The organism is Amycolatopsis sp. QT-25, from assembly GCF_029369745.1.
Lineage (GTDB): Bacteria > Actinomycetota > Actinomycetes > Mycobacteriales > Pseudonocardiaceae > Amycolatopsis.
Genome location: NZ_CP120210.1, coordinates 2,454,681 through 2,480,376 on the forward strand (window position 1 = coordinate 2,454,681; position 25,696 = coordinate 2,480,376).

Sequence of the window (25,696 nt, forward strand, 5' to 3'; positions counted from 1 at the left end):
CCCCGAGGTGGCTCCCGGACGCCGGAATCGGCGGCCGGGCCCGAGCCGGACCGGTGCTCGGGAACCTCGGAGGCCCGGTGACTGCCTGGTATTCGCTATCAGGCAGCACGCGAAGCAGAGACGACGAGCCGAAGGTGGCTCCAACTTGCGTTGTATCGCTGCTTGAAAGTCCTACGCGTGCGTCCGCTAGCGGACAGTCACCTCACGAGTCCTGTTGGAATACAACTTTGGACCACCTCCTCTCTCGTGTACCGCCACGCTATGCGAGGACTTCGGGGTCCTGCAACAAGATTTCTTCGATCTCCGCCATCAGGACGGTTTTGTCCGCCGAGGGCAGAAAAGACGCCGCCACGGCGTTCTTCGCGAACCGGGCGATTTCGGTCGCGGTCAAGCCCAGTGTTTCGGCGACCGCCACGTACTCGCCGTCGAGGGTGGCGCCGAACATCGGCGGATCGTCGGTGTTGAGCGTGACCACCACGCCGTGGTCGAGCAGCCGCCGCACGGGATGTGCCGCGATCGAGGCGAACTGACCCGTCCGGATGTTCGACGTGGGGCAGACCTCCAGTGGGATCCGTCGAGCCGCGAGGTATTCCAGCAGCGCCGGATCGGTGTGCGCGCCGACGCCGTGCCCGATCCGCTCGGCGCCCAGATCGTGCACCGCCGACCAGACGGTGGCGGGCCCGGTGGTCTCGCCGGCGTGCGGGACGCTGCGCAACCCCGCCTCCCTGGCCGTGGTGAAGAACGGGGCGAACTGCGCGCGGCCGACACCGGCCTCGGGGCCGCCGAGACCGAAGGACACCAGGCCTTCGGGGCGTTCGCGGAGCGCGAACACGACCGTCTCACGGCCGGCGACGACTCCCTTCTCGCCGGGAATGTCGAAGCACCAGGCCAGTTCCACCCCGTGGTCCGCCCGCGCCGCAGCCCGTCCGGTGGAGAGACCGGTGAGGAGATCGTCCGTCGGCATCCCGTCGAGGACGTGGTTGTACGGCGTCACGGTCACTTCGGCGTAGCGGGCGTTCTGCGCGGCGAGACCGGCCGCCAGCCCCGTGACGAGGGTGTGGATGTCGCGGGCGTCGCGCACCAGCGACGTGACCGCCAGGTAGTTGCGGAGAAAGTGCGGGAAATCACGGAAGGTGAAGAACTCGGCGAGCGCCGAGGGGTCGGTCGGCACCCCCGCGGACGGGCGGCGCCGGGCCAGTTCCAGCACCGTGGGCAGGCTCGCCGAACCGACGAGATGGACGTGGAGTTCGACCTTCGGCAGGGCGTGCACGAACGCGCGCAGCGCCTCTCCCGAGAGGATTCCGGGCATGACGAAGCTCCCTGGGAAAAAGGTACGGGTGACGTGCGGGGGAAGCGGGCGACTCAGGGAGCGAGGTCGCCGCGTTCGGTGTCGGCCCCGTAGAGCGGGAGCTTGAACAGCGTCACGGCGTCAGCTTAGCCGCTCGGAGCCGGCCCGGACTGACAGTTCGGGCAGAACCAGGTCGGCCGCGCCTGGTGACCGGCACCCTGGGAGGCGACCTTGAGCCGCCCGCCGCAGCGGAAGCAGCCTTGTTTGGTCCGTTCGTAGGCCCAGTGTTCACGGCCGCGGCGCAGGTCGCCGGTGGTGGTCTGGGAAGTGCGCCAGGCGTTGGTCTTCAGCAGCTTGCGCCCCAGCGCCACGACCTTCGCCGGGTCCACTTCGGACACCGGCGTCCATGGGGTGACGCCGAGCAGGAAGCACATCTCGACCTTGTACATGTTCCCGATCCCCGCCATGATCCGCTGATCCAGCAGGGCGTCGCCCAGTTCGCGATCCGGGTCCGCGACCAGCGCGGCCGCCGCCCGCTCCGCGAGTTCGTCCGTCCATTGTGGATTCAGGAGATCCGGGCCGAGGTGCCCGACCAACCGGTCTTCCTCGTCCGTGGGCACGAGTTCGAGGTCGTGGACGCGGAAACCGATCGCCTGCAGATCCTCGGTGGCGAGGACGACCCGCGCCTGATGCGCCGGCCTGCGCCAGCGCGCGCCCGCCCGGTAGACCTCCCACTTGCCGTCCATGCGCAGGTGGCTGTGCAACGTGAGCCCGTCGGAGAGCCGCGTCAGCAAATGCTTGCCGACCGTGCCCACGCCGAGCACTGCACGTCCGGCGAGATCCGTCGTGGCCAGCTGAGGGACCCTGAACTCGCCTCGCAGCAAGGTCTTCCCGGCCAGTGCCTTGTCGAGCACCTTGCCGGCGAGGAAGACGGTGTCGCCTTCGGGCATCGGCCGTCAACCCGTACCGGTGTCGCTCAGCTTGGCGGGCTTTTCGGTGGTCTCTGGCTCTTCGTCGCCGCGGACACGGTGCCGTCCGGCCCGGCTCGAGCGCAGGACCTTCGCCAGCACCATGTTGAAGGTGAGCGCGATCTCCTGCGCGCCGGGGGAGTGCCATTCGTGGATCGGGCTGCACGCGCCCTGGGCCTGCTGCACCGCGAGCCGGTCCGGGATGGCCGTCGGCATCACCAGCGGGCCGAAGTTCTCCCGCAGTTCGGCCACGCGGAACTGGTGCTCGTAGGAACGCACGCGGAGCTTGTTGACCACGACACCGATCGGCCGCAGCCCCGGGTTCTGCTCCTCGCGGATCTTTTCGATCGCCTCGAGTGCCCGCCGGGCGCCGGAGACGGCGTACATCGTCGGCTCGGTGACGATCAGCGCGCTGTCCGCGGCCACCAGCGCGGAGCGGGTCAGCCTGCCCAGCGACGGCGGGCAGTCGAGGATCACCAGTTCGTAGGGTTCCTCGCGCAGTGGGTTCGTGTGCAGTTCGTCGAGCGCGCGGGAGAGATTCTCCAAGCGGCGGTTGTCGGCGTCGGGTTCGTTGAGCATTTCGAGCTCTTCGGCGCCGACGAGGACGTCGATCTGGTCGCTCCACACGCTGGGCGCGATCGCTCGTTCGAGCACCGAGCGCACCGGCGTCTCCAGGACGTCGGCCAGCGTGCGATCGGTGAAGGGCGGGTCCAGCGAGGTGGTGGCGTTGCCTTGCGGGTCGAGGTCGGCCACGAGAGTCCGGGCGCCCCTACGCAGCGCGGCGGACGCGACACCGAGGGCTACCGTCGTTTTACCGACGCCACCCTTCAGGCTGAGAACAGCGACCGTGTGCACTCGATACAGCCTACGGGCAGTCGGCGGTGCGGCCCCTTGGCAAGGTGTCGAACACCGCATCGGACTACACCCGGCGGCGCCCGGAAGGCGGGCATTACCCTGTGCGTTTATGAAGACGGACACCGTGGCCACGCGGGGATCGGGGGCGGTTCGCCGGGTTCTCGAAGCAGAACTCCGGGCCGCACGGGCGCGAGGCGCACAACAGCCGCACGTCGTCGACGTCGGCGGGGGCAGCGGCGGCTGGGCGGTGCCGCTCGCCTCGGCGGGCTGCCTGGTGACCGTCGTCGAGCCGAACCCCAACGCGCTGGCGACCCTGCGCCGCCGAGCCGAGGAAGAAGGCGTCTCCGGCAGCATCACCGTGATCGCCGACGACTCCGACGCGCTCGGAGCCCACGTCGCGGACGGCTCGGCCGACCTCGTCCTCGCGCACGGACTGCTCGAAGTCGTCGACGATCCGGCGGCGGTGCTCGCCGCGCTGGCCGCGGCGGTCGTACCCGGTGGCGCGGTCTCGGTACTGGTGGCGAACCGCCACGCGGCGATCCTGCAGCGTGCGCTGGCCGGACGACTCGGCGAGGCACGGGAACTGCTGGTGGCCGAGAGCGGCGTGCTCGGCGGTGGCAGGGAGACCGTGCTGCGGCGTTTCGACGCCGAGGCCCTGCGCGCGCAGCTGATCGACGTGGGGCTCGAGGTGATCTCGCTGCAGGGCGACGGCGTCGTGGCGGACTTCGTGCCCGGCGGGGTGCGGGAAGAGGACCTGGCGGAGTTCGAGCTGGCGGCGGCGTCGGTTCCGCCGCTGCGGGACATCTCCAGCAGGCTGCACTTCCTGGCCCACCGCCCGGCCTGACCCGCGCGTGCGGTGACCGGAACTGTCGGTGGTCCGGGTTAACGTGCCCGCAAGGTCGCCGGAGGGCGCCCCGCGCCCGACGGCGACTTCACCGTCGCGCGCCCTCTTTCGGGCCGAAGGGCCCCCGGAAACGTTTTGGCAGGGCACTCCCATGACCACCGCAGCTGACACCGACCACGTGCGCCCTGCCGGGGCGTTTCCGGCAGCGCGCGACAAATAGACACCGTGGGGAGAAACGCTGAACTGCCCGGCGGGATGGCCCGCTACCGCGTGACGACCGGGGCCACCACCTGGCCCGACGACACCGGTTGCGGTCTGCTGCACGTCGACATGGACGCCTTCTTCGTGTCCTGTGAGCTGCGCACACGGCCGGAGCTGGCGGGAAAGCCCGTGGTCGTCTCCGGTGGCGGCCCGCGGTCGGTCGTCGCGGCCGCGAGCTACGCGGCACGCGAGTTCGGCGTCCGGTCGGCCATGCCGTTCTCGACCGCCAAACGGCTTTGCCCGCAGCTGATCTGCATCACCCCGACACGCGGGCTCTACGGCGAGGTGTCGAAAGGCGTCATGGGGATCTTCCGCGAGCTGACGCCGCTGGTGGAGCCGCTGAGCCTGGACGAGGCGTTCCTGGACGTCGGCGGTGCGCTCAAACGGCTGGACTCCTCACCCGCCCGGCTCGGCGCCCGGATCCGGGAGCGGGTGGCCGCGGAGTTCGGGATCAGCTGCTCGGTCGGCGTCGCGAAGGTCAAGTTCGTCGCCAAACTGGCGTCCGGGATGGCGAAACCGGACGGCATGGTCGTCATTCCCGCGGCCGAGACGCTCGCGTTCCTCCACCCGCTGCCGGTGTCGGCGCTGTGGGGCGTCGGCAAGCGCACCGAGGAGCTTCTGCGGCAGCAGGGCCTCGACACCATCGCCGACGTCGCCGCCGCTCCGCTGCCCAGGCTCAGGCGGTCGCTGGGACGAGCGCTGGGGGAGCACCTGTACGCGCTCGCGCGCGGCCACGACGAGCGCGCGGTCGTGCCGGAGACGCCGGACAAGTCGATCGGCGCCGAAGTGACCTTCGACGTCGACCTCCACGACCGCTCGGCGCTCGGGCTGGAACTGCTTCGCCTGTCCGAACGCGTCGCCGCCACCCTGCGCCGCCGCGGGCTGCGGGGGCGGACGGTGTCGATCAAGGTCCGGTTCGCGGATTTCAAGACCATCACCCGCGCCAGGACGACCGCCGTCGGGGTGGACGTGGCCCGCGACATCCACCGCACCGCCGTCGAACTCCTCGCCGAGCACGCGCCGACGGGCGCAGTCCGCCTGATCGGCGTAAGAGTCGAGGGGTTGGACACGGAGAGTAATGGAGAGCAGCTGCTTTTCGACGCATCCGAACCCCGATGGCGGGATGCGGAAGTCGCCGCCGACATCGCGAGGTCCAAGTTCGGTGACGGCGCGGTGCGGCCCGCGTCACTGTTGACCCCCCGTGACCAGTGAGATCCGCCGCTCCGCCGTCTTCGAGAAAGCCATGTCGGGTGGTTTCGGCCAATTTGATCCCTTCTGGATACGGGATCGGGTAGTCGGACGAGCGCGGGGCTCGTATCCTGGACAGAGACACCCCGCCTGGGGTTGTCTGTTGGGTCCATGACGTTGCGCGGCCCGGCGCCCGCGACAGCTGTGCCGGAGGAGGAAAGATGCCACTCTCCGAGCATGAGCAGCGGCTGCTCGATCAGATCGAGCGCGAGCTCTATGCCGAGGACCCCAAGTTCGCATCCACGGTGCGAGGCACCCGGTTGCGCCGCCCCGCCCGCCGACGGCGTTTGCAGGGCATCGCCCTGTTCGTGGTGGGCGTCGCACTGTTGGTGCTCGGCGTGGTGGTCAACATCCGGGTCGCCGAGATCCCAGTGATCAGCGTGCTCGGGTTCCTCGTGATGTTCTTCGGAGTCATGATGGCCGTCACGTCGATTCGGCACGGAGCCGAAACGGAAGGCGGTAAGGACAGCGGTGGCCCGGGAGCCGGTGGAGGTGGCGGCGGCAAGTCGTCCCCACGCCGGAGCTCGTTCACCCAGCGCATGGAAGAGCGGTTCCGCCAGCGCTTCGAGGAGCAGTAGCTCTCACAAACGCGAACATGCCGACGGGGCACCGCCTCGTCGGCATGTTCGCGTGGTCATGCCGGCTCCGCCCTCCCAAGTACAGGAAGGGGGCCTTCCTGTACTCAAGCCAGCAGAATTGAGTGGGTCGGGGTGGGTGACGGCCGGCGTGGGGGTCGTGAGACGACGCTTTCGCGTGATCCAACGGACGACACGTGCTTGAAGGGACGACACACGTGCTTGGAACGGACGACACGCGTGCTGTCCCTCCCGACACGGGTGTCGTCCGTCTGGACACGGGTGTCGTCCATCGGAGCACGCGAAACCGCCGGTCGCGCCCCGGCGGCAGGTCCCGCTCACGACCCCTGGCGTCGCGCAACGATCCTCGACGAGCCGTCCCACCACCACGGGCGCGCACGGTATCCCTCGACGGAACGAGCTACTTCTTCCCTCGCCGCAGCGACCGCGGGAACAGGCGGCCCTTCCACGACATGGGCGCGTTCCGTTTCAGGCTCTTGCGCACCTCGTCGAAGGCCGGGCCCAGCTCCTGATCGTCCGCCGGCCTGTCCGAGTACCAGGACTTCTCCACGACGCCGATGACCGTCCGCAGGCCGGAGCGGCCCTCCTCGTCCAGGCGGTGCTTCTCGACGACCTTCCGGCCCGCCACCCGCACCGTGTCGCCGTCGGACAGCGGCAGGCCGCGGTCCGCGCATTCGTCCATCAGTTCCCGCCACGCCGCGTCGGCCGCGGCGGGAGAGTGGGACGCGATCTTCTGCAGTCGCAGCCGCCGCTTGATCTCCCGGATCGTCGTGGGTGTGCCGAGCACGCCGAGGACGACCACCAGTGCCAGCGCGAACCACCACGACACCCAGGCCGCCAGGAAGGCGAACGCCGCCACCCACAGGCCGATCGCGATCAGTGGCAGCCAGTTCGTCACGTTCTGGTTGGCCAGGAACCCGTTGTCCTCGCGGTCCGCGGCGGAGGACGCCCCTGGTCGCATCAGCGCCCGGCGTCTCAACCGGGACCGCACGATCGCGACCACGGTCAGCGCGGCCGCCAAGCCACCGAGGATCCCGGCGAGGATGGCGGGCCACAGCGGCTCTTCCTCCTGCCGGTCCCCGTCGCCGTCCGCGCCGAGCTCCGCGCCCGGGTCGCGGGGCGTGCCGGTGGCGGGGGCGCTCGACGCGGGCGCGCTCGGCACCTCCTGGGTGTCGTTGGTCGTGGAGGCGCCGGCGTCGGTCTGCAGGTACGGGGGGACGACCGCGCGGCCGTCGACCAGCGGGGTGGGGTCGAAGCTGACCCAGCCCTTCTTCTGGAAGTAGACCTCAACCCAGGCGTGCGCATCCTCGGAGCTGATCGAGAGGTGATCACCCTTCGGGGTCCCGGAGGTGAAGCCGATGGCGACCCGTGAGGGGATGCCGACCGACCGCAGCATCACGGCCATCGCGGACGCGAACTGCTCGCAGAACCCGCGTTTGCCGTTGAGGACGAAGTCGGCGAGCGCGTCGGCGTCGGCGGCGTCGGCGGTCTTGGTGTCGTAGACGAAGCCGTTCTGCGCGGTGAAGAACGACCAGATCGCCTGGGCCTTGTCGAAGTTGTTCGACTCGTTCTCCGTCAGCTGCTTGGCTTTCGCGGCGACCCGGGGATCGACGCGGTCGACCTGGACGAACTGCTGCGGTACCTCGGCGAGGCGGGCGTCGTCGAGCCGGAGTTCGTCCTTCGACGGCTCCTTGATCGACGCCGTCTCGGTGTAGGCGGGCCCGTTCTGCTTGGTCGTGGTGAACACGGCGCCGCCGACCGTGTCGTACAGCCAGTTGTCGGCGAGCCCGACGATCGACCGCGGCGCGCCGTAGATCGGCAGCCAGTTGTCGACCCAGTTCGTCGGCTCGATCCGGATCTCCCGCGCGGGGCCTGCGCCGTCGTCGCCGGGAGCGGGCGGAAGGCCCTTGTTGACCTGCACCCCCTGCTGGGCGCGGCCGTTCTGCGCCAGCCCCCAGCCCTTGTTCGGCGTGTACGTGTCGAGGGTGAACGCGCGCAGCAGGCGTTTGTCCGCGCCCATCCCGTAGACCTTGAACAGTTCCACGTTCTCGCCCTGGTCGAGCAGGCCGCGCAGCTGCGTGAACGGCTCGACGCCGAATCCGCCCGCGCCGCCGCGGCCGGATCCCTCGGCACCGGGAAGTTTGCCGACCGTGCCGATACCGGTGACGGCCGTGCCGATCACCAGGCCCATCACGATCGCCGCGGCCACCACGCCGACGGGCGTGGACAACGTGCTCGCCGAATTGCCCAGCCCCGGTGCCTCGCGGTTGCGCCAGCGGCGGTGCCGGTGGTTGCCGTCGACGGCGAGCAGCCCGGCGAACGCGGCCGCGCCCAGCAGGAACGTCCACCACGGCAGCATGTCCTCGGCCAATGCCGCCGGGACGGCGTACACGCACAGCAGGACCAAGCCGGTCGCGGCGGGCGCGGCGGCGGCCACGGCCAGTGTGTCGACCAGGACGGCGACCAGGCCGATGGCGATGGTGACCAGGCAGAGGATCGGTGGTGTGCCCTCGATCGGAGGCAGCCCGACGCGGATCTGTTCGGCCGCCGCGGCGAGCACGCCGCGCAGTTCTTCGAGCGCGTCCGGCCCGGGGATGATCTTCAGGATCCCGCTGGTGGTGAACGCCCCGGTGATCAGGAACAGCAGCACGAGCAGCTGCGCCAGGCCGACGACGATGGTCGGCGCGCGCAGCGACCGCAGGGCGAGCCCGGTGGAGGCGATCAGCACGACGGCGACCAGCAGGTAACCGAACCACGCCCAACCGGAGACGACGCCGGTGAGCGAGGTCGAGGCGAACAGCGTGGCGAGCCCGGCGGCGACCGGGGCGAGCACACTGCTCGACCAGACCGGCGGCGGTGCTTCGGGTCGCGGACGGGGGGTGTGCGGGCGGGGTGGCGCGGTCGCGGTCACAGGCCGCCTCCGATCAGGGTGCCCCGGCGGGTGGCCGTCTGGCACAGCTCGGCCCACACCTGCTGCATCGGCGATCCGGGGCCGGCGACGACGACGCCCCAGCCCGCGGCGCGCAGCAGCGACACCGACTCCTCGGTGGCGGCGGCGCGGTTCTCCGGGCGGTTGACGCCGGAGGACCAGCCGGGGGTGTCGAGCAGCACGGCGAGGCTCCGGATGCCGCGCGGGCGGTACCGGGACAGCTCGTGCACGGATTCGTTGCTGACGGTGCCGAGTACGGCGATGAGTTCCTGTCCCTCGGCCGGGTCGTGGCCGAGGGTGATGTCGCGCTGGTGCGTGGGCTGGAGCGCGGCGAGGACGTCGAGCACGACGTTGTCGTAGTGCTCGCCACCCTCACCGGGGGTGTCGGCCAGGGTCTGGCCGTGTTCGGTGATCAGCCGGACGCGGTGGCCGGAGCGGCGCAGGTGCAGGCCCACGGAAGCGGCGAACGAGACGGCCCATTCGAGGCTGGCGGCGGGGCCGGTGCCGTGGTGCGCGGCCGCGCGGTGGTCCAGCAGCACCGTCGTACCGCCACGCCACGGCCGTTCCTCGACACGGACCATGATCTCGTCGCGGCGGGCGGTGGAGCGCCAGTGGACCTTCCGCAGGTCGTCGCCCTGGCGGTACTGCCGGACGATCACGTCCGCCTCGCCCTGTCCGGCGTGCAGGCGGATGCTGCCGTCGTCGCCGGCCCCGATCCCGGCGCCGCCGGGCAGTCCCCACAGGCCGACCACCTTCGGCACGACGACCAGCCGGGAATGCCCGATCAGCTCGCGTTCGAACTCGCACAGCCCGAACGGGTCGGTGATCGTCGCCCGCAGCGGGCCGACCTGCTGGATCCCGCGCAGCACCGGCTGAAGCGGATACCGCAGCGCGACCCGCCGGTGGTGGGGGAGCCGTTCGACGACGAAGCGCGGCCGCGAACCCAGCGCGTACGGCACACCGTCTTCGAGCAGCACCTCGCCGGCCGGCAGTCTGCCGTCGCGCCAGAGTTCGAGCTGGACCTCGCCCGGCGAGCCGACCGAGACCCGCTCCGGACGCAGTGAGCGGGCCGCGCCCAGCCGCAGCCGGGTCGCCGAGATGAAGAAGGCGACCAGCAGCGGCAAGGCGATGACGAACACCGCGACCCGCAGCAGATCCCGTTCGTTGAGCACGAACGAACAAGCCGCCGCGGCGACGCCGGCGGCGAGGAGGCAGCGGCCGCGTGTGGTCAGGCCGGAGAGCGCACGCAGCATGTGGATTTCACCCTGTCGAGCGAAGCTCGCCCGTTGAGGGCGGCGGCGGGGTCATGGACGGACTCATCCCTCTCAACGGTGGTTCGAGCCCTGCGGTACGGGAACGCGGTGCAGGATCGCGCGGACCACGTCGGTGGCCGATCGGCGAGCGGCGTGCGCCTCCGTGGTGAGCACCATGCGGTGCGCCAGCACCGGGACCGCGACCGTGTGCAGGTCGTCCGGGACGACGAACTCGCGGCCGGACAGCGCGGCCTGCGCGCGGGCCGCGCGGACCAGCTGCAGGGTCGCCCGCGGCGAGGCGCCGAGGCGGATCTCCGGCACCTGACGGGTCGCGGACACCAGGTCGACGGCGTACCGGCGGATCTCCGGGGACATGTGCACCGACCGCACCGTCTCGATCAGCCGCTGCACCGACTCACGGTCGGACACCGGTTCGAGATCGGCCAGCGGGTTGTGCCCGGCGTGCTCGTCGACCATCGCCAGTTCGGCCTGCTGGTCCGGGTAGCCGATGGACACCCGCGCGGTGAACCGGTCCCGCTGGGCCTCGGGCAGCGCGTAGGTGCCCTCCATCTCGATGGGGTTCTGGGTGGCGATCACCATGAACGGCTCTTCGAGGTGGTACGTCGAGGTGTCGACGGTGACCTGGTGCTCTTCCATGCATTCGAGCAGTGCCGACTGCGTCTTCGGCGAGGCGCGGTTGATCTCGTCGCCGACCACGATGTTCGCGAACACCGGGCCGGGCCGGAACTCGAACCCGCCGCTCTGCCGGTTGTAGATGGACACCCCGGTGACGTCGCTGGGCAACAGGTCGGGGGTGAACTGGATCCGGCTGACGGTGCAGTCGATCGAGCGGGCCAGCGCCTTCGCCAGCGAGGTCTTGCCGACCCCGGGAACGTCCTCGACGAGGAGGTGGCCTTCGGCGAGCAAGGTCACGAGCGCGATGCGGATGACGTCGGGTTTGCCGACCAGTACCCGCTCGACGTTGGCGGCGATCCGCCGCGCGGTCTCGTGCAGTTCGTCCAGCGACGCTCTGCCGTCACGGCCGTTCTGCCGGCCGCTGACCGAGCCGGCGCCCGTGGGGTACGGCGCTTGCCCGGTTGCCTGCTCACCCTGCTGTTCGCCGGGCGTCGCAGACTGGATTCTCGACGTCACTCGACCTCCTGATGCCACGTGGCTGGATTCCCGCTGGGTCCTCTGCCGGACCGCTTCAGTCCCCCGGGCAGCGGTCAGCCTCCCACGAAGTGTGTCAAACTCGGGCGAACTGGCGGGGGGAACCCCGCCAACCCCAGTCGATGACTCTGTGCAACCAGGGACTTTACCTCGATTGAGTGAGGTGAGCGCGTTTTCGGGCGCTCCCGCTGACGCGGTGTTCTGTCGTATGCTCCGGTGCGAGGTCGCTCGACTACGGAGAGGCGTAATCGCATATGAGCGAGGTGAGCACCGCCCAGCCCCGGTTCGATCTGAGCGGATTCGCGGTCGCGCCGGAGCTGGCCGCCGACGCCCACGTGAAGATCTCCGCCCTGCAGGACGTGGTCGGCCAGATGATCCGCGAGGCCAAGGTCCTCGGCCGCACGGTTCCCCTCGGCGGGGGATACGCCGACGAGGTCGGCAGGTTCATGGCGCAGTACGGGATCGGCGCGGAAGGCTCCGCGGTCGAGGCGCTCACGGCGTTCGGCAAGGAACTCGAGGCGCTCAAGAACCGGATCGAGAAGGCGCTGGCCCGCTACACCCGACAGGACGAGCAGGCGGCGGAGGACGTGGACTGTGTCGGCGGCTGAACCCATGACCCCCCGCCTTCCTCTGCTGGCTCTCTGCGGCGCGCTCGCCGTCATGACAGTGTCCGCCTGCGGGCAAGGAGCCGCAGGCCAGGCGAAGGTTCCGGCCGCGGCGGACGGCGCGGGCCCGGCCCCCTCGTCTTCGGCAGCCGCGCCGGATCGCGGTGTCGACCCGTGCGCGCTGCTCGGCCCGCAGGACAGGTCCACGGCCGGGATCAACGTGCTCGGCGTCGCGAAGGAGATCGACGGCGCCCGCGCCTGCGACTGGACGGTGCCCGCGACCTTCGGCGTCACCATCACCGTGGACGAGCGCAACGGCCTGACGGACCTCGAGGTCGCGCGCAAGACCGCCACCAAGACCGAGGTCGGCGGCCGTGCCGCGCTCAAGGTCGCCGACGTCAAGGCCGCCGACGGGACCTGCGCGGTCCTGCTCGGCTTGGGGGAGAGGGCGAGCGTCCAGATCGACGTGAGCAACACGAACTTCACCGACACCCCGCTCGCCTGCGAGCGCGCGGTGGAGGTGGCGGAACTGGCCGAACCCAAACTGCCTTAGGGCTCACCACCGGATACCGAGGAGAAGGTGTCGTGTCTGAAGGAGAGACGCCGGGGCGCGAGGTCCCGGTCGCGGTCACGCGGTACGAGGCCTACAGCCACGAGGCGCTGGCCGCCGAAGTCGAAGCGGGCAACGATCCCGAGGCGGCGGGCGGCATCGGCGCCGGCTGGGACGCGCTCGCCCGCCGGATGAACGACGTGACGTCGGAGCTCACGGGGCTGGTCGGCTCCAGCGAAGAGAATTGGCGCGGGGAAGCGGGCGACGCGCTCCGCGGCGTGCTGGCCAAGGCGTCCGGCTGGCTGACCTGGTCCGCGGATCTCTCGTCCGCGCTCGGGAAGGCCGTCGCCGGGCAGGCGGAGGCCGCCGCGCGGGCCCGTGCCGACATGCCGCCGCCGGTGGCCTACGACCCGGGCGCGATGATCCGCGGCGCCGCCGCCCGCGGAAATCTCGCGCTCCTCGCCGCGCTCGCCGACGAGATGGAGGCCAAGCACGCGGAGGCCGAAGAAGCCCGGCGCAAGGCCGTCGACGTCATGAACACCCGCGATACCTCCTTGCGTTCGCTGGCCCCGCAGGTCTCCTTCGGGAAGCCGCCCGAGCTGGGGCGGTCTTGATCCGCGTTTCCGCGTCGGCCTTCGACGTCCTCTGGTCCGACCTGGGGCACGCGGCCCCGCCCTGGCCGCTGTCCGTCCGCAGCGTCGGCGTCACGGAAGCGGAACGCGCCGAGATCCGCGACGCGGTCTACGAAAACCTCGCCGAGCGCGGCCTTTATGACGGGGACCGGCTCGACGCCGCCTTGGAAGCGCGGCTGGACCTGCTCGCGCGCGCCGAGGTCTACGTCGAATGCGAGGCTCTGGCCGACATGACGGCCGAAGCCCCGTTCCGCGCGGTCGCGGCCGCGCGCGGACGGCACGGTGTCCTGGCCACCCAACCGGAACAGACCATCGCGCTGTCGGGGATCGGCGACGGCGAGGTGTTCGCCGCGATCGTCGACGTCCTGCCCGAACTGCGGCCCGGCCCCGGCTACGGGATCAGCCTGCCAGCCGCGCGCTTCGGCGGTGACCTGGAGGATCCGGTGTTCGGCGACGGCGGACGTTCCTCGGCCTCGGACAGTCAGCTGCGCGAGGTGCTCGCGATCCAGGCCCGCCCGGTCTACAGCGCGGGCCAGTTCACCGTGCGGACCCGCGACCGCGACGGCCGGGCGCACCGCGCAGGCGGGCTGACCTGGTTCGACACCGATGTCGGCGCGTACTGCGCGGCGCGGACCGAGGGCCGCGGCGGGCAGGCGTGGGTGACCGTGTCCCCGGTGGACGGTCCCCGGCTGGCCGCGCGGCTCGCTTCGCTGCTGGACCCGGACCGCTAGCCTGGGACGGTTCGATCGCCCGAGGGGGGCTTTCGGGAAAGGGGTTTCGGATGACCGTGCCGTTCGGCGGCCCAGTGCGCGATCCGCAGGAATGGATGCGCGAACAGGAGCGGCGCAGTGCCGTCCTGCTCGCCAAGGCGGAGCAGGCGAAAGCCGATCTGGAGAACAACGTCGTCACCCTGAGCAGCCCGGATCGGCTGGTCACCGTGACGGTCAACCCCGGCGGCGGCCTGACTTCGCTCGCGCTTTCCCCGCAGGCGCAGGACCGGCCGCCCGCCCAGCTCGCGTCGCTGATCATGAGCACCTATCGCAAGGCGACGACTAGGGCCGCGGACCGGACGCTGGAGATCATGGCCGGACTGACCGGCGAAGACTCCGAGGCTGTCGATTTCCTCAAGAGCACCTTGCCGCCACGGGAAGAACCGCAGGCCACCCCGGAACCGGACGATTCCGCGCGCTTCGGCGTCCCAGCCGAACCGCCTCCCACTCCGCCCGCGAAGCCCCGGCCGCCTCGCCCCATCTCCGACGAGGACGACGGCGAAGACTTCCAGCACGTCGACTGGACCGGTCGCTCGTGAGCGGGCCGGGATACGGCGTTTCGCCGGAACGCCTCAAAGCGCACGCGGACCAGGTCTCCGACCTCGCCGACCGCATCCGCGGCGCGGCTTCGGCGGCGAACCAGGTCGGGATGGGCGGCTTTGCGGGCTACGGCCTGCTGTGCGCGGTGCCGGTCGGGGGTGTCCTGCAGATGGCCCAGGGTGACGCGGACGAGCTGATGACCAGCGCGGCGAACCTCGGCAGCGCGTTGTCGGAGGCCTTGCACAAGGCCGCCACGGACTACACGAGGATCGACGACGACGCGGCGCAGCTCGGCCGGGACCTGGGGAAGAAGCTGTGAGCGAAGATCCGGTCGCGCGGCCGAGCGAACAGAACCTGGTCGCACAGAAGACAGAGGAAAAGAAGAGCTTCAAGGGTGGTGGCCTCGCTGACAGCCTCGAAGGGATGGCCGGCACCCTGAGTCCCCGGCCGGGCGAAGACATCGACGCTTTCGCGCTTGCCATGGACGGGGTCTCGGTCGGGCTCGACCTGCTGTCGATGGGCTTGAACCCGCTCGGCGAGCTGGTGAAAGCCGGCGTCGGCTGGCTGATGGAGAACCTCGACTTCATCCGCGAACCACTGGAGATCCTCACCGGCGATCCCGATCTGGTCCAGCAGGCGGCGCAGACCTGGAACAACATCGCGGCGGAACTCGAGGCGGTGGCCGGCGACTATGAAGGCGCGCTGAGCACGACATCCGGATGGGACGGTGACGCGGCGATCGCGTACCGGCGGATCGCCCTGCAGTACACGCGGTCTTTGCGCGACGTCGCAGCCGAAGCGAAGGACTCGGCACAGTGGATCACCACCGGCGGCATGGTGGTGGCCACCGCGCGGGCGCTGATCTTCGACATCATCGCGACCTTCATCAGCGACGTGATCACCCGTGCGCTCTTGGCGCTCGCTTCGTCGTGGTTCACCCTCGGCGGTTCGGTCGCCGCGTTCACCGCGAGCGTCTTCGCCGACGCGGTCAAGGTCATGGCGAAGATCCAGAAGAAGCTCGGCAAGCTGCTCAGCGCCATCCAGAAATTCGTGAAGAGGTTCGAGGGATCGAGTGACCGGGCCCGGGAGGCGGCACGGGCACTGGGGCGTAAGGCTTCGGACCTCGGACACGAGGCGAATCAGGCGATCAAGGCCAGCGACAAGACGCTGGACGCTTTCAAAGCCGACAACCTCAAGCTCGCGAAGAAGGCTCTGGACTCCGACGCGACGGGCGCCGAGCGTCTGCTGAAACACGCGCGGGGCGGCATGGACCGCATGGAGAACACCGTCGCGGGCAAGATCGCCGACAACGCCTATCTGAAGGCCGCAAAGGAAGCAGGCAAGGCGACCGCGGAACACCGCGCCCAGTACGACGGCGGTTCGGCCGAGCGCGGCCGGGTCACACCGCCCAACAGCGGCCGGATCAGCGGATCGCTCGACGACGATGACTGAACCGACCGGACAGGACGAGCATCCGGTTCGGAAACGGCGAGGCCGGTTCAGCTTGAGGGTGCTTTCCGGTGTCGTCGTCGCGGTGCTGGTCGCCTGGTTCATGTTCTCGCTGGGATTGTCACTGGGGATCAGCGACACCGGGAAGGTGGACCGGTTCGGTGTGGCGCGTATCCAGGAATGCCACCGCAGTCCACTGAGGTTCTGGATGATCCACGTTTGCCAGGCCGAGGTGGCGTGGGACCGGAAGGTGCCGGGCAGACCACTCGTCACTTCCTCGGCGATAGGTTCGGTTTCGAACCTCTCGGGTGAGGTGAACGTGGTGTCCTACGAGTCAGCGGGCCGCTATGGGGTGGTGCAGTACAACGTCGTCCCCGTGGACCGCCCTCGGCCGTTGTTCTCCTTCGGGTGGTGGTTCTTCTTCACCCTCGTGAGCCTGATCCCCGGTTACACGGCCGGCTGGTTCGCGGGTAAGGGCCTCGACCGGTTGCTGCCCGAACCGAGGGAGAAGCCCAAGGACTGGCGGGGGGTCAGTCGCCGGGCCACGTCGGGCATGAACGGACGCCGTCGTAAGCGCAACCGCCGCTGAGTGGCGAAGGTGCGGTGTTCCCAACGCCGCCCGGGGACACCGGCGCCGGTGGCTTCACCACTCACCAGATGCGCGGCGGAGGTCCTTTGTCGACATGTCATCGGATGAACCGACGTCGACACCCTCCACAGTGTCCCCAGTCCCCCCACGTCCCCACCGTCCTCCACCGGATTCCCCACTCTCACCCCCATTTCGCCCCACGGCAGGGTTCCGGCGGCCGATATCCGGACGCATCAGGCATGGATGAGGTTGCTTCGATACCTGCCCGGGGGGATCTTGGCCACCGTCCCCCACCACGCCCCCACCAGGACCCCACCTTGCTGACCTGCGTAAACGTCTGACACGACGGGGTGGTGGCGGGTTTTGCCGCGTTGACTGTGGGGAAAAGTGGGGTACGGTGGTGCGCAGTGGGGCAGAAGGGAGCCCCGTGGCCGATCCTGGTTGTTCGCAGCCGGGGTCGGTAGGGAGGTGGAGCCGGTGTTTCTCGGCACCCACACCCCGAAACTGGACGACAAAGGGCGGCTCACGCTGCCCGCGAAGTTCCGCGACGCGCTCGCCGGTGGGTTGATGATCACCAAGGGACAGGATCACTGCCTCTTCGTCTTTCCCCGAGCCGAGTTCGAGCAGATGGCGAGGAAGGTCGCCGACGCCCCGTTCACGAACGAGGCGGTCCGGGCCTATCAGCGCTACCTCTTCGCCGGGACGGACGAACAACGCCCGGACGGGCAAGGACGTATCGCGATAGCGTCCGAGCTCCGACGCTATGCCGGGCTGAACAAGGAGTGCGTGGTGATCGGGGCGATCACCAGGTTGGAGATCTGGGACGCCCAAGCGTGGCAGGGCTACCTGGACGAACACGAAGACAGCTACGCGAAGGCTCGAGAGGAAGTTCTGCCGGGCGTCTTCTAGACGTGACCGAGGAAGCACCCACGCCGTCGGGGGGCGCGGGTTCACGCTTCGGGCACGCCGGAACCGTCCACACGGATGCCGTGAGGCCTCTGTCCGCTCAGTGTCCCTGGTACACCTTCCCCGGTACCAGGTCAGCAGGCGGGCGGACAGGGACCTGACGGCATCCGGCGTCTTCCCCGGCACTACAGGAAAGGGGGAAGACATGGCAGCCGAACACGAGCACGTTCCGGTGCTGCTGAAACGGATCGTGGAACTGTTCGCGCCGGTCTTCTCCGACCGCGAGGCCGTGCTGGTCGACGCGACCGTCGGACTCGGCGGTCACTCCGACGCGCTGCTCACCGCGTTCCCCGGGCTGCGCCTCGTCGCGCTCGACCGGGACCCCGCCGCGCTGGAGCTCTCCGCGAAACGGCTTGCGCCGCACGGTGATCGTGTCGACTTCGTGCACGCCGTCTACGACGAGATGCCGTCCGCGCTGCAGGGCCTCGGATTGTCCAGAGTGGACGGAATCCTGTTCGACCTCGGTGTCTCCTCGATGCAGCTGGACCGCGCCGAGCGTGGTTTCGCCTACTCCAGGGATTCCCCGCTCGACATGCGGATGGACCCGACCACCGGGAGCACCGCCGCCGACGTGCTCAACACCTACGCCCCCGGCGAGCTGATCCGGATCCTGCGCGACTACGGCGAGGAACGATTCGCCCAGCGGATCGTCAAAGCCGTTGTGGCGGAACGAGAGAAGGAACCCTTCACGCGCAGCGGGCGGTTGGTGGAACTGCTGTACGACGCGGTCCCCGCGGCGAGCAGGCGCACCGGCGGGCATCCGGCGAAGCGCACGTTCCAGGCGTTGCGGATCGAGGTCAACGGCGAGCTGGAGGTGCTGCGGCGAGCTATGCCGCGAGCCCTGTCCTGCCTCGCCGTCGGCGGCCGGATCGTCGTGGAGTCCTATCAGTCCCTCGAGGACAGGCTGGTCAAACAGTCCTTCGCGGAACTGGCGAAATCCCGGACCCCGGAAGGGCTTCCGGTGGAACTGCCGGGCCACGGCCCGGAACTGAAACTGCTCACCAGAGGGGCCGAGAAGGCCGGCGAGGCGGAGACCGAACAGAACACACGGGCCGCCTCCGTGCGGCTTCGAGCCGCCGAACGGATCGGAGACCGAGCACGATGACCGCTCCCGCGAAATCCCGCGGCCGCCGGACACCGGCGCCCGGACGGCGTGCCCGCGCGACCGGCACGGTCGACGAGGCGACGGACGCCACCGAGACCACGACGTCCACGCGCGCCTCCCGCGGCCGGACGTCGGCCGCCGAACGTGCCTACGCCCGCCGCGCCCAGCGCGCCGACCTGCTGCAGCGGGACCAGCAGCGCAACCGTCCCGACGCCGAAGGTGGCGCGGGCAAGGAAGAGCCGCGGAAGAAGCTCCAGCTGCGCTGGCCGCGTTCGCGCGCGTCGTTCGTGCTGATGATGATGGGCATGCTGGCCGTCGGCGTGGCGTGCACGCTGTGGCTGACCACGCAGGCCATCGCCGATTCGTACCGGCTCGAACAACTCCGCACGACCAACGCCGGCCTCGCCGAGGCGAAGGAACGGTTGCAGCGCGAGGTCGCGAAGGCCGAGTCGCCCGCATCGCTGGCGCCCAAGGCCAGGGAACTGGGCATGGTGCCCGGCGGCGACCCCGCGCACATCGTGATCGGCCCGGACGGACAGTCCACTGTGGTCGGTGAACCGAAGAAGGCCGAAGCCGACGCGCCCGCCACCTCGACCGACTCGTCCTCGCCCCCGCCCGCCGAGGGCACGCAGCAGGGCACACCGTACGAGGGCGACCAGCCCGCGGTACCGCAGGAGAACGCGGCGGTCCCGGCGCAGGGAGGTCAGTGATGGCGCCCGGCCGTCCGGCGCAGGCCAGGGCGCGGTCGGCGGGCAGCGCGCGGCGGACCTACGCCGCCGGGACCCGCCGTGCCACCGCCCGGCGGGGCAACGGCGGAAACCCGAGCCGGTTCACCGGCGTCCGGATCCTGCTGATCGTCGTGATGGTGCTCGCCGGCCTCAAATTGGTGCAGGTGCAGTGGTTCGAGGCAGGCGCGCTGTCCGAGGCGGCGGAACGGCAGCGGACGTCGGTGATCGAAAGTCCCGCCCAGCGCGGGTCCATCCTGGACCGCAACGGGACGAAGATCGCGTTCAGCGTCGAGGTGCGGACGCTCGCGGTGAGCCTGAACTGGCTGCACAAGACAATGGACGACTTCGCCGCGAAGAACCCGACGAAGGGCAGGAACTTCGAGACCGAGGTGGCGGGCGCGGCGAAATTCATCGCGGCCAAGCTGCCCGGCGTGATCACCGAGAAGGAGCTGCTGGACAAGTTCCACAAGCCCGACGGGTTCACCTACCTGGTCCACGACATCGAACCGTCGGTCGCCGAAGCGATCGTCAAGAAATACTCATGGATCAGCGTCGAGAAGCGCTCGAAGCGGGAGTACCCCGGTGACTCGGTGGGCGCGAACATCGTCGGCTACGCGAACTGGCGCACCGACGACCAGGACGTCTCCAAGCACAACCTGCACGGTGGCTACGGTCTCGAGGCCTCGCGCGACAACGACCTCGCCGGAACGCCGGGCCGCAAGATCGTCAACACCCGGAACGGCAACGACAACCTGGTCATCCCGGGCACCGAGCGGGACATCCAGAACGCCGTCCAAGGTTCGGACCTGCAGCTCACGATCGACACCGACCTGCAGTACGAACTCCAGCGGCAGCTGAGCGAGTACGTCGCCAAGTCGAAGGCCAAGGGTGGCCAGGCGGTCATCATGGACTCGAAGACCGGCGAGGTCTACGCGCTGGCCAACGACAAGACCGTCAACCTCAACGACCCTGCTTCGCGCAGTGAGACCGAGAACCTGAACAACCGCGCGGTGACCACGCCGTTCGAACCCGGTTCGGTGAACAAGATCGTCACCGCCGCGGGCGCGATCGACGCGGGTATCACCACGCCGGAGTCGGCCCAGGCGGTACCGGGTTCGCTGCAGGTCGCGGACAAGGTCGTCAAGGACGCCTGGCATCACGGCACGCAGCAGTTCACCACCACCGGCATCTTCGCGAAGTCGTCGAACGTCGGAACCCTGTTGCTGGCACAGAAGCTCGGCGAGGACCGGTACGCGGACCTGCTCAAGCGGTTCGGCCTCGGTCAGCGCACGGGTCTCGGCCTCCCCGGCGAGAGCCCGGGCGTCGTCCCGCCGCGCAACCAGTGGTCGGCCACGACCTTCGGGAACTTGCCGATCGGGCAGGGACTTTCGATGACGGTCGTGCAGATGGCCGGGATGTACCAGGCCATCGCGAACGACGGGCTGCGCGTGGAACCGCGGGTGGTCAAGGCGAAGATCAACCCGGACGGGACGCTCGTTCCCGAACCGGCGCCGAAGACCGTCCAGGTAATCAGTCCTCAGGCGGCGAAGACCGTGCGCGACATGATGCGCGCCGTGACGCAGAAGGGCCGCGGGCAGCAGAGCGGTACCGGGCCGAAGGCGGCGCTCGAGGGCTATCAGATCTCGGGCAAGACGGGCACCGGCCAGCAGGTCGACCCGCAGACGAAGACCTACAGCAACCACTTGTACAACATCACCTTCGCCGGGATCCTGCCCGCTGACGACCCGCGGTTCGTGGTCGGTATCCGGCTCGACGCCCCGGACGCCACCCTGCAGCAAGGACTCTCGGCGGCGCCGCTGTTCCACTCCGTGGCCGCGTACCTGGCGCAGCGTTTCCAGATCCCGCTTTCGGACGGCCCGTCGCCCCACGTCCCGCTCGTGCTCCCCTGAGGGCAGGTTCCCCAGGCTCGACGTGCCCGCGTACTGGGCACGTCCAGCCTCGCCGTCCTCAAGCGACAGTCGGAAGCCCTTGCGTGCCAAGGAGAGCTCACGAAACCCATTACCACGGGCGTGATCGTCACGTGCACACACCGCACCGCTTCAGTCACCCGAATGCCGCGCCGGTAACCTCCTTGGCTGTGTCGGTGCCTACTTCAGATCCCCGCAGCGGTCCCGCCGTCGAAAGCGGGTTCGGTGCCACGGCTGCCCAGGTCCCGGACAGTCCGGTTAAGGCCGTCGCCGCACCCCCTCGTCCGGCCAGGATCGAGCCGATGCCGCTGCGCACGCTGCTCGCCAGGGCGGGCGCCCGGCTCGTGGTGGGCGGGGACGACTACCCGTCCGCGGCCGAGCTGACCGTCACGGGCAGCACGCTGCGCGCGCAGCACGTCCTCCCCGGCGACCTCTTCGCCGCGCTGCCCGGTGCCCGCGCCCACGGCGCGGACTTCAGCGGCCAGGCCATCGCCGCCGGCGCGGCCGCCGTGCTCACCGACGAGGCCGGTGCCGAGCGCCCGATGCTCCGCGACGCCGGCGTGCCGATCCTGGTGCACCCGGATCCGCGTGCCGCCCTCGGCGAGATCGCCGCCTGGATCTACGGCGAGCCGTCGCTGGAGCTTTCCGTCCTCGGCATCACCGGGACGTCCGGCAAGACCACGACGTCCTACCTGGTCGACGCCGGGCTCAAGGCGGCGGGCCTGACCACCGGGCTGATCGGCACGGTCGAGACCCGGATCGCGGGCGAGCGGCTGGCCAGCGGGTTCACCACCCCCGAGGCGCCGGATCTGCAGGCCCTCCTCGCGGTGATGGTGGAGCGCGGGGTCACGCACGTCCCGATGGAGGTCTCCAGCCACGCGCTGTCGCTCGGCCGGGTCAACGGCACGCGCTTCGCGGTCGGGGCCTTCACCAACCTTTCCCAGGACCACCTGGACTTCCACAAGGACATGGAGGAGTACTTCGCCGCCAAGTCGCTGCTGTTCGACGGCCGCTCAACCGCCGAGGTGGTCGTCGTCGACAGCGCCTGGGGCCACGCCCTCCTCACCCCGCACACGGTGACCGTGTCCACCGAGCCGGGAACGGACGCGCTGTGGCGCGCCACCGACCTGACCCCCACCCCGGCGGGGGAGCAGACCTTCACCCTCCACGGCCCCGACGGGCTCGTGGTCTCGGCGAAGATCCCGCTGCCGGGTGAGTTCAACGTGGCGAATGCCGTGCTCGCGGCCGCGATCCTCACCACCGCCGGTGTCCCGCTCGAAGCCATCGTCGCCGGGCTCGCCTCGGTCGAGGTGCCGGGGCGGATGGAGCGGGTCTACCTCGGCCAGCCGTTCACCGCCGTCATCGACTACGCGCACAAGCCCGCCGCGGTCGCGCAGGGGCTCGACGCGCTCCGCGCCCGCACCGAGGGCCGGATCATCACCGTCCTCGGCTGTGGAGGGGACCGCGACACCGCGAAGCGCCCGATGATGGGTGAGGCGGCGGTCCGGCGCAGCGAAGTGCTGATCGTGACCGACGACAACCCGCGTTCGGAAGATCCGGCCGCGATCCGGGCGGCGATGCTGGCCGGTGCCCGCAACGCCGGGCCGGCCTTGGGCGGCGAGATCGTCGAGATCGCCGACCGCCGGAAAGCCATCGTCCACGCGGTCGAGCTCGCCCAGCCCGGTGACATCGTGCTCATCGCCGGCAAGGGCCACGAGACCGGCCAGGAGGTCCAGGGTGTCGTGCACCCGTTCTCCGACCGGGAAGAGCTGGCCTCCGCCATCCGCAGACGTCTGGAGACAGAGTGATCGTGCTCAGCCTGGCCGAGATCGCCGACATCGTCGGCGGCAGGCTGCATCGGACCGACGGGACCACCGAGGTCACCGGAAGCGTCGAATTCGACACCCGCGAGATCACGCCCGGCGGCCTGTTCGTCGCGTTGCCCGGGGCCAAGGTCGACGGCCACGACTTCGCCACGCGGGCGATCGAGTCCGGCGCCGTCGCGGTGCTCGCGGCCCGCGAGGTCGACGCCCCGGCCGTGATCGTGCCGCCGCTGGACGGTGGCGTGGCCCACGAGCGGGCCTTCGCGCTGGTCTCGGACAAGGACGGGGCGGGTGCCGCGGTGCTGGCCGCGCTCGCCAAACTCGCCCGGCACGTGATCCAGAAGCTCGCCGGCGACCACTTGACCGTCGTCGGGGTCACCGGTTCGGCGGGCAAGACCTCCACCAAGGACATCATCGCCCAGCTGCTGGAACCGCTCGGCCCGACGGTGGCCCCGCCGGGCTCGTTCAACAACGAGCTGGGCCACCCGTGGACGGCGCTGCGGGCCGACGACACGACCCGGCAGCTCGTGCTGGAGCTGTCCGCCCGCGGACCCGGCCACATCGCCGAACTGGCGGCCATCGCGCCGCCGCGGATCGGTGTCGTGCTCAACGTCGGCACCGCGCACGTCGGCGAGTTCGGTTCGCGCGAAGGCATCGCCAAGGGCAAGGGCGAACTCGTCGAGGCGCTGCCGAGCGCGGCGGACGGCGGTGTCGCGGTCCTGAATCTCGACGACCCGTACGTCGCGGCGATGGCGAGCCGGACGAAGGCACGGGTGGTGTTCGTCGGCGAGAGCGAGTCCGCGCGGGTCCGCGCCGTCGACATCACTCTCGACGGGGAAGCGCGCGCGTCGTTCCGCCTGGTCACCCCGGACGGCGAAGCGCCGGTGAAACTGCCGCTCTACGGCGAGCATCACGTCGGGAACGCGCTCAGCGCGGCCGCCGTCGCGCTGGAAATGGGCTCGACGGTCGAGGAGGTCGCGGCCCGTCTGTCGGGGCTCGAGCGGCGTTCGGACCGCCGCATGGAGGTCACCACCCGGTCCGACGGTGTCACGGTGCTCAACGACTCCTTCAACGCCAGCCCCGAGTCGATGCGGGCCGCGCTCAAGGCGCTCGCGTCGATGAGCGCGAACCGCCGTTCCTGGGCCGTGCTCGGCGTGATGGGCGACCTCGGCGAGGACTCGGTCGCGGCGCACGACGGCATCGGCAGGCTCGTCGTCCGGCTCAACATCGACAAGCTCGTGGTCATCGGCCAGGCGGCCGCGGCCACGCACCAGGGTGCGCAGCAGGAGGGTTCCTGGGGCGAGGAGTCGGTACTGGTACCCGACGTCGAGGCCGCCATCGCCCTGCTGCATGATCAGCTCCGCGCGGGGGACGTGGTGCTGGTGAAGGCCTCCAAGGCCGCCGCGCTGTGGCGGGTGGCCGATGCCGTGCTCGCCGCCCCCGCAACGATCGCTGAATCCCTTGAAGTACCCCCTTCCCCCTCCCAAGAACGCTCGAACGGTGGTGACGCGTGATCAGCATCCTGATCGCGGCCGCGGCGGGCCTGCTGGTCTCCATCCTCCTCACTCCCTATCTGATCCGGGTGTTCTCCCGGCAGGGCTTCGGCCAGGAGATCCGGGAGGAAGGGCCGCAGGGACACAAATCCAAACGCGGTACCCCGACGATGGGTGGTGTCGCGATCATCGTCGCGATGGTCGTCGGGTATTTCGTGGCGCATCTGATCAGCTCGCTCAGCGGCGGCAACGGCACCGGCGGCCCGTCCGCTTCGGGGCTGCTGGTGCTCTTCCTGGCGGTGGGCCTCGGGCTCGTCGGGTTCCTCGACGACTTCATCAAGATCCGCAAGCAGCGCAACCTCGGCCTGAACAAGACCGCGAAACTGGTCGGCCAGCTGGTGGTCACGATCGTCTTCGCGATCATGGCCCTGCAGTTCGCCGACGAGCGCGGGCTGACCCCGGCCTCGGAGAGCCTGTCCTACGTGCGGGACCTCGCGCTGATCACCTTCCCGTCGGTGTTCTTCGTGATCTTCTGCTACATCGTCATCTCGGGCTGGTCGAACGCGGTGAACTTCACCGACGGCCTCGACGGTCTCGCCGGCGGCACCGCGGCGATGGTGCTGGCGACCTACGTCGTCATCGCCTTCTGGCAGACCCGCCTCTCGTGCGCGGTCACCCCGCAGGCCGCCTGCTACGACGTCCGTGACCCGCTGGACCTGGCCGTGGTGGCCGCCGCGGCGACCGGTGCCTGTGTCGGGTTCCTCTGGTGGAACGCGGCCCCGGCGAAGATCTTCATGGGTGACACCGGTTCGCTGGCCCTCGGTGGCCTCGTCGCCGGCCTGTCGATGACCACCCGCACCGAACTGCTCGCCATCGTCATCGGCGGCCTGTTCATGGTCGAGATGATCTCGGTGGTCGCGCAGATCGCGGTGTTCCGCACGACCAGGCGGCGGCTGTTCCGGATGGCCCCGTTCCATCACCACTTCGAACTCGCGGGCTGGGCGGAGACCACGGTCATCATCCGGTTCTGGCTGCTCTCGGCCGTCTGCTGCATGTTCGGTCTCGGGCTGTTCTACAGCGAGCAACTCGGCCTCGGAGGATAAGCG

24 protein-coding genes are annotated in these 25,696 nt (G+C 70.0%); 18 read left to right on the plus strand and 6 right to left on the minus strand.

From position 1 onward, the window contains the following. Positions 1-259: 259 nt before the first annotated feature. From add to P3102_RS11485, 3 genes are all read right to left on the minus strand, one after another. Positions 260-1,309 carry an adenosine deaminase gene (gene add, locus P3102_RS11475; RefSeq protein ID WP_276368846.1) on the minus strand — a complete coding sequence of 350 codons (1,050 nt, stop codon included), beginning with the start codon at positions 1,307-1,309 and terminating at the stop codon, positions 260-262. Positions 1,310-1,434: 125 nt separating this feature from the next. Then, the gene (locus tag P3102_RS11480) at positions 1,435-2,238 is read right to left on the minus strand and encodes a DNA-formamidopyrimidine glycosylase family protein (protein WP_276368847.1); all 804 of its coding nucleotides are present in this window, start codon (positions 2,236-2,238) and stop codon (positions 1,435-1,437) included. A gap of 6 nt (positions 2,239-2,244) precedes the next feature. Further along, complete coding sequence (locus P3102_RS11485) at positions 2,245-3,111, minus strand: ParA family protein (protein ID WP_276368849.1); 867 nt, start codon at positions 3,109-3,111, stop codon at positions 2,245-2,247. A gap of 109 nt (positions 3,112-3,220) precedes the next feature. Between P3102_RS11485 and P3102_RS11490 the strand changes: the two genes are divergently transcribed. The 3 genes from P3102_RS11490 (at position 3,221) to P3102_RS11500 (ending at position 6,042) form a co-directional block, all read left to right on the plus strand. Then, positions 3,221-3,955 (plus strand): methyltransferase domain-containing protein, encoded by a 735-nt coding sequence (locus P3102_RS11490; protein WP_276368850.1) that lies wholly within the window; start codon positions 3,221-3,223, stop codon positions 3,953-3,955. Positions 3,956-4,210: 255 nt separating this feature from the next. After that, complete coding sequence (gene dinB / locus P3102_RS11495) at positions 4,211-5,428, plus strand: DNA polymerase IV (protein ID WP_276371107.1); 1,218 nt, start codon at positions 4,211-4,213, stop codon at positions 5,426-5,428. A 197-nt stretch (positions 5,429-5,625) separates the two neighbouring features. After that, the gene (locus P3102_RS11500; RefSeq protein WP_276368852.1) at positions 5,626-6,042 is read left to right on the plus strand and encodes a DUF3040 domain-containing protein; all 417 of its coding nucleotides are present in this window, start codon (positions 5,626-5,628) and stop codon (positions 6,040-6,042) included. Positions 6,043-6,460: 418 nt separating this feature from the next. Here the strand turns inward: P3102_RS11500 and P3102_RS11505 are convergent, their stop codons facing one another. From P3102_RS11505 to P3102_RS11515, 3 genes are all read right to left on the minus strand, one after another. After that, positions 6,461-8,971, minus strand: coding sequence for a DUF3488 and transglutaminase-like domain-containing protein (locus P3102_RS11505; RefSeq protein WP_276368853.1), 2,511 nt, complete (start codon positions 8,969-8,971; stop codon positions 6,461-6,463). Continuing rightward, entirely contained in the window at positions 8,968-10,242 is a 1,275-nt protein-coding gene (locus P3102_RS11510) for a DUF58 domain-containing protein (protein WP_276368855.1), read from the minus strand. The genes P3102_RS11505 and P3102_RS11510 overlap by 4 nt, the downstream gene beginning before the upstream one ends. A 72-nt stretch (positions 10,243-10,314) precedes the next feature. Then, positions 10,315-11,394: a MoxR family ATPase gene (locus tag P3102_RS11515; protein ID WP_276368856.1), complete on the minus strand. Its 1,080-nt coding sequence runs from the start codon at positions 11,392-11,394 to the stop codon at positions 10,315-10,317. 272 nt (positions 11,395-11,666) lie between these two features. Here P3102_RS11515 and P3102_RS11520 point away from each other — a divergent pair, with 272 nt between their 5' ends. From P3102_RS11520 to mraY, 15 genes are all read left to right on the plus strand, one after another. Beyond that, a complete protein-coding gene (locus tag P3102_RS11520) occupies positions 11,667-12,020 on the plus strand; it encodes a hypothetical protein (RefSeq protein WP_276368858.1) in 354 nt (117 codons plus the stop codon). 52 nt (positions 12,021-12,072) lie between these two features. Beyond that, the gene (locus P3102_RS11525) at positions 12,073-12,570 is read left to right on the plus strand and encodes a DUF3558 family protein (RefSeq protein WP_276368860.1); all 498 of its coding nucleotides are present in this window, start codon (positions 12,073-12,075) and stop codon (positions 12,568-12,570) included. 32 nt (positions 12,571-12,602) lie between these two features. Continuing rightward, the gene (locus tag P3102_RS11530; RefSeq protein ID WP_276368861.1) at positions 12,603-13,181 is read left to right on the plus strand and encodes a PPE domain-containing protein; all 579 of its coding nucleotides are present in this window, start codon (positions 12,603-12,605) and stop codon (positions 13,179-13,181) included. Beyond that, complete coding sequence (locus tag P3102_RS11535) at positions 13,178-13,930, plus strand: ESX secretion-associated protein EspG (protein WP_276368863.1); 753 nt, start codon at positions 13,178-13,180, stop codon at positions 13,928-13,930. The genes P3102_RS11530 and P3102_RS11535 overlap by 4 nt, the downstream gene beginning before the upstream one ends. Before the next feature lie 50 nt (positions 13,931-13,980). Beyond that, the gene (locus P3102_RS11540) at positions 13,981-14,508 is read left to right on the plus strand and encodes a YbaB/EbfC family nucleoid-associated protein (RefSeq protein ID WP_276368865.1); all 528 of its coding nucleotides are present in this window, start codon (positions 13,981-13,983) and stop codon (positions 14,506-14,508) included. Beyond that, positions 14,505-14,828, plus strand: a complete 324-nt coding sequence (locus tag P3102_RS11545) for a type VII secretion target (RefSeq protein WP_276368867.1) — start codon at positions 14,505-14,507, stop codon at positions 14,826-14,828. The genes P3102_RS11540 and P3102_RS11545 overlap by 4 nt, the downstream gene beginning before the upstream one ends. Beyond that, positions 14,825-15,961 (plus strand): PPE domain-containing protein, encoded by a 1,137-nt coding sequence (locus P3102_RS11550; protein WP_276368869.1) that lies wholly within the window; start codon positions 14,825-14,827, stop codon positions 15,959-15,961. The genes P3102_RS11545 and P3102_RS11550 overlap by 4 nt, the downstream gene beginning before the upstream one ends. Further along, positions 15,954-16,547, plus strand: a complete 594-nt coding sequence (locus P3102_RS11555) for a hypothetical protein (RefSeq protein ID WP_276368870.1) — start codon at positions 15,954-15,956, stop codon at positions 16,545-16,547. Before P3102_RS11550 ends, P3102_RS11555 begins: the two co-directional genes overlap by 8 nt. A 477-nt stretch (positions 16,548-17,024) precedes the next feature. Continuing rightward, positions 17,025-17,456: a division/cell wall cluster transcriptional repressor MraZ gene (gene mraZ, locus P3102_RS11560; RefSeq protein ID WP_091616769.1), complete on the plus strand. Its 432-nt coding sequence runs from the start codon at positions 17,025-17,027 to the stop codon at positions 17,454-17,456. A gap of 202 nt (positions 17,457-17,658) precedes the next feature. Further along, entirely contained in the window at positions 17,659-18,618 is a 960-nt protein-coding gene (rsmH, locus tag P3102_RS11565) for a 16S rRNA (cytosine(1402)-N(4))-methyltransferase RsmH (RefSeq protein ID WP_276368871.1), read from the plus strand. After that, positions 18,615-19,328 carry a hypothetical protein gene (locus P3102_RS11570; RefSeq protein ID WP_276368872.1) on the plus strand — a complete coding sequence of 238 codons (714 nt, stop codon included), beginning with the start codon at positions 18,615-18,617 and terminating at the stop codon, positions 19,326-19,328. The genes rsmH and P3102_RS11570 overlap by 4 nt, the downstream gene beginning before the upstream one ends. Further along, the gene (locus P3102_RS11575) at positions 19,328-21,256 is read left to right on the plus strand and encodes a penicillin-binding protein 2 (RefSeq protein WP_276368873.1); all 1,929 of its coding nucleotides are present in this window, start codon (positions 19,328-19,330) and stop codon (positions 21,254-21,256) included. The genes P3102_RS11570 and P3102_RS11575 overlap by 1 nt, the downstream gene beginning before the upstream one ends. A gap of 320 nt (positions 21,257-21,576) precedes the next feature. Continuing rightward, positions 21,577-23,082, plus strand: coding sequence for a UDP-N-acetylmuramoyl-L-alanyl-D-glutamate--2,6-diaminopimelate ligase (locus P3102_RS11580; protein WP_276371109.1), 1,506 nt, complete (start codon positions 21,577-21,579; stop codon positions 23,080-23,082). Then, entirely contained in the window at positions 23,079-24,611 is a 1,533-nt protein-coding gene (gene murF / locus P3102_RS11585; protein WP_276368874.1) for a UDP-N-acetylmuramoyl-tripeptide--D-alanyl-D-alanine ligase, read from the plus strand. The genes P3102_RS11580 and murF overlap by 4 nt, the downstream gene beginning before the upstream one ends. Continuing rightward, positions 24,608-25,693 carry a phospho-N-acetylmuramoyl-pentapeptide-transferase gene (gene mraY / locus P3102_RS11590; protein WP_276368875.1) on the plus strand — a complete coding sequence of 362 codons (1,086 nt, stop codon included), beginning with the start codon at positions 24,608-24,610 and terminating at the stop codon, positions 25,691-25,693. Before murF ends, mraY begins: the two co-directional genes overlap by 4 nt. Positions 25,694-25,696 lie beyond the last annotated feature (3 nt).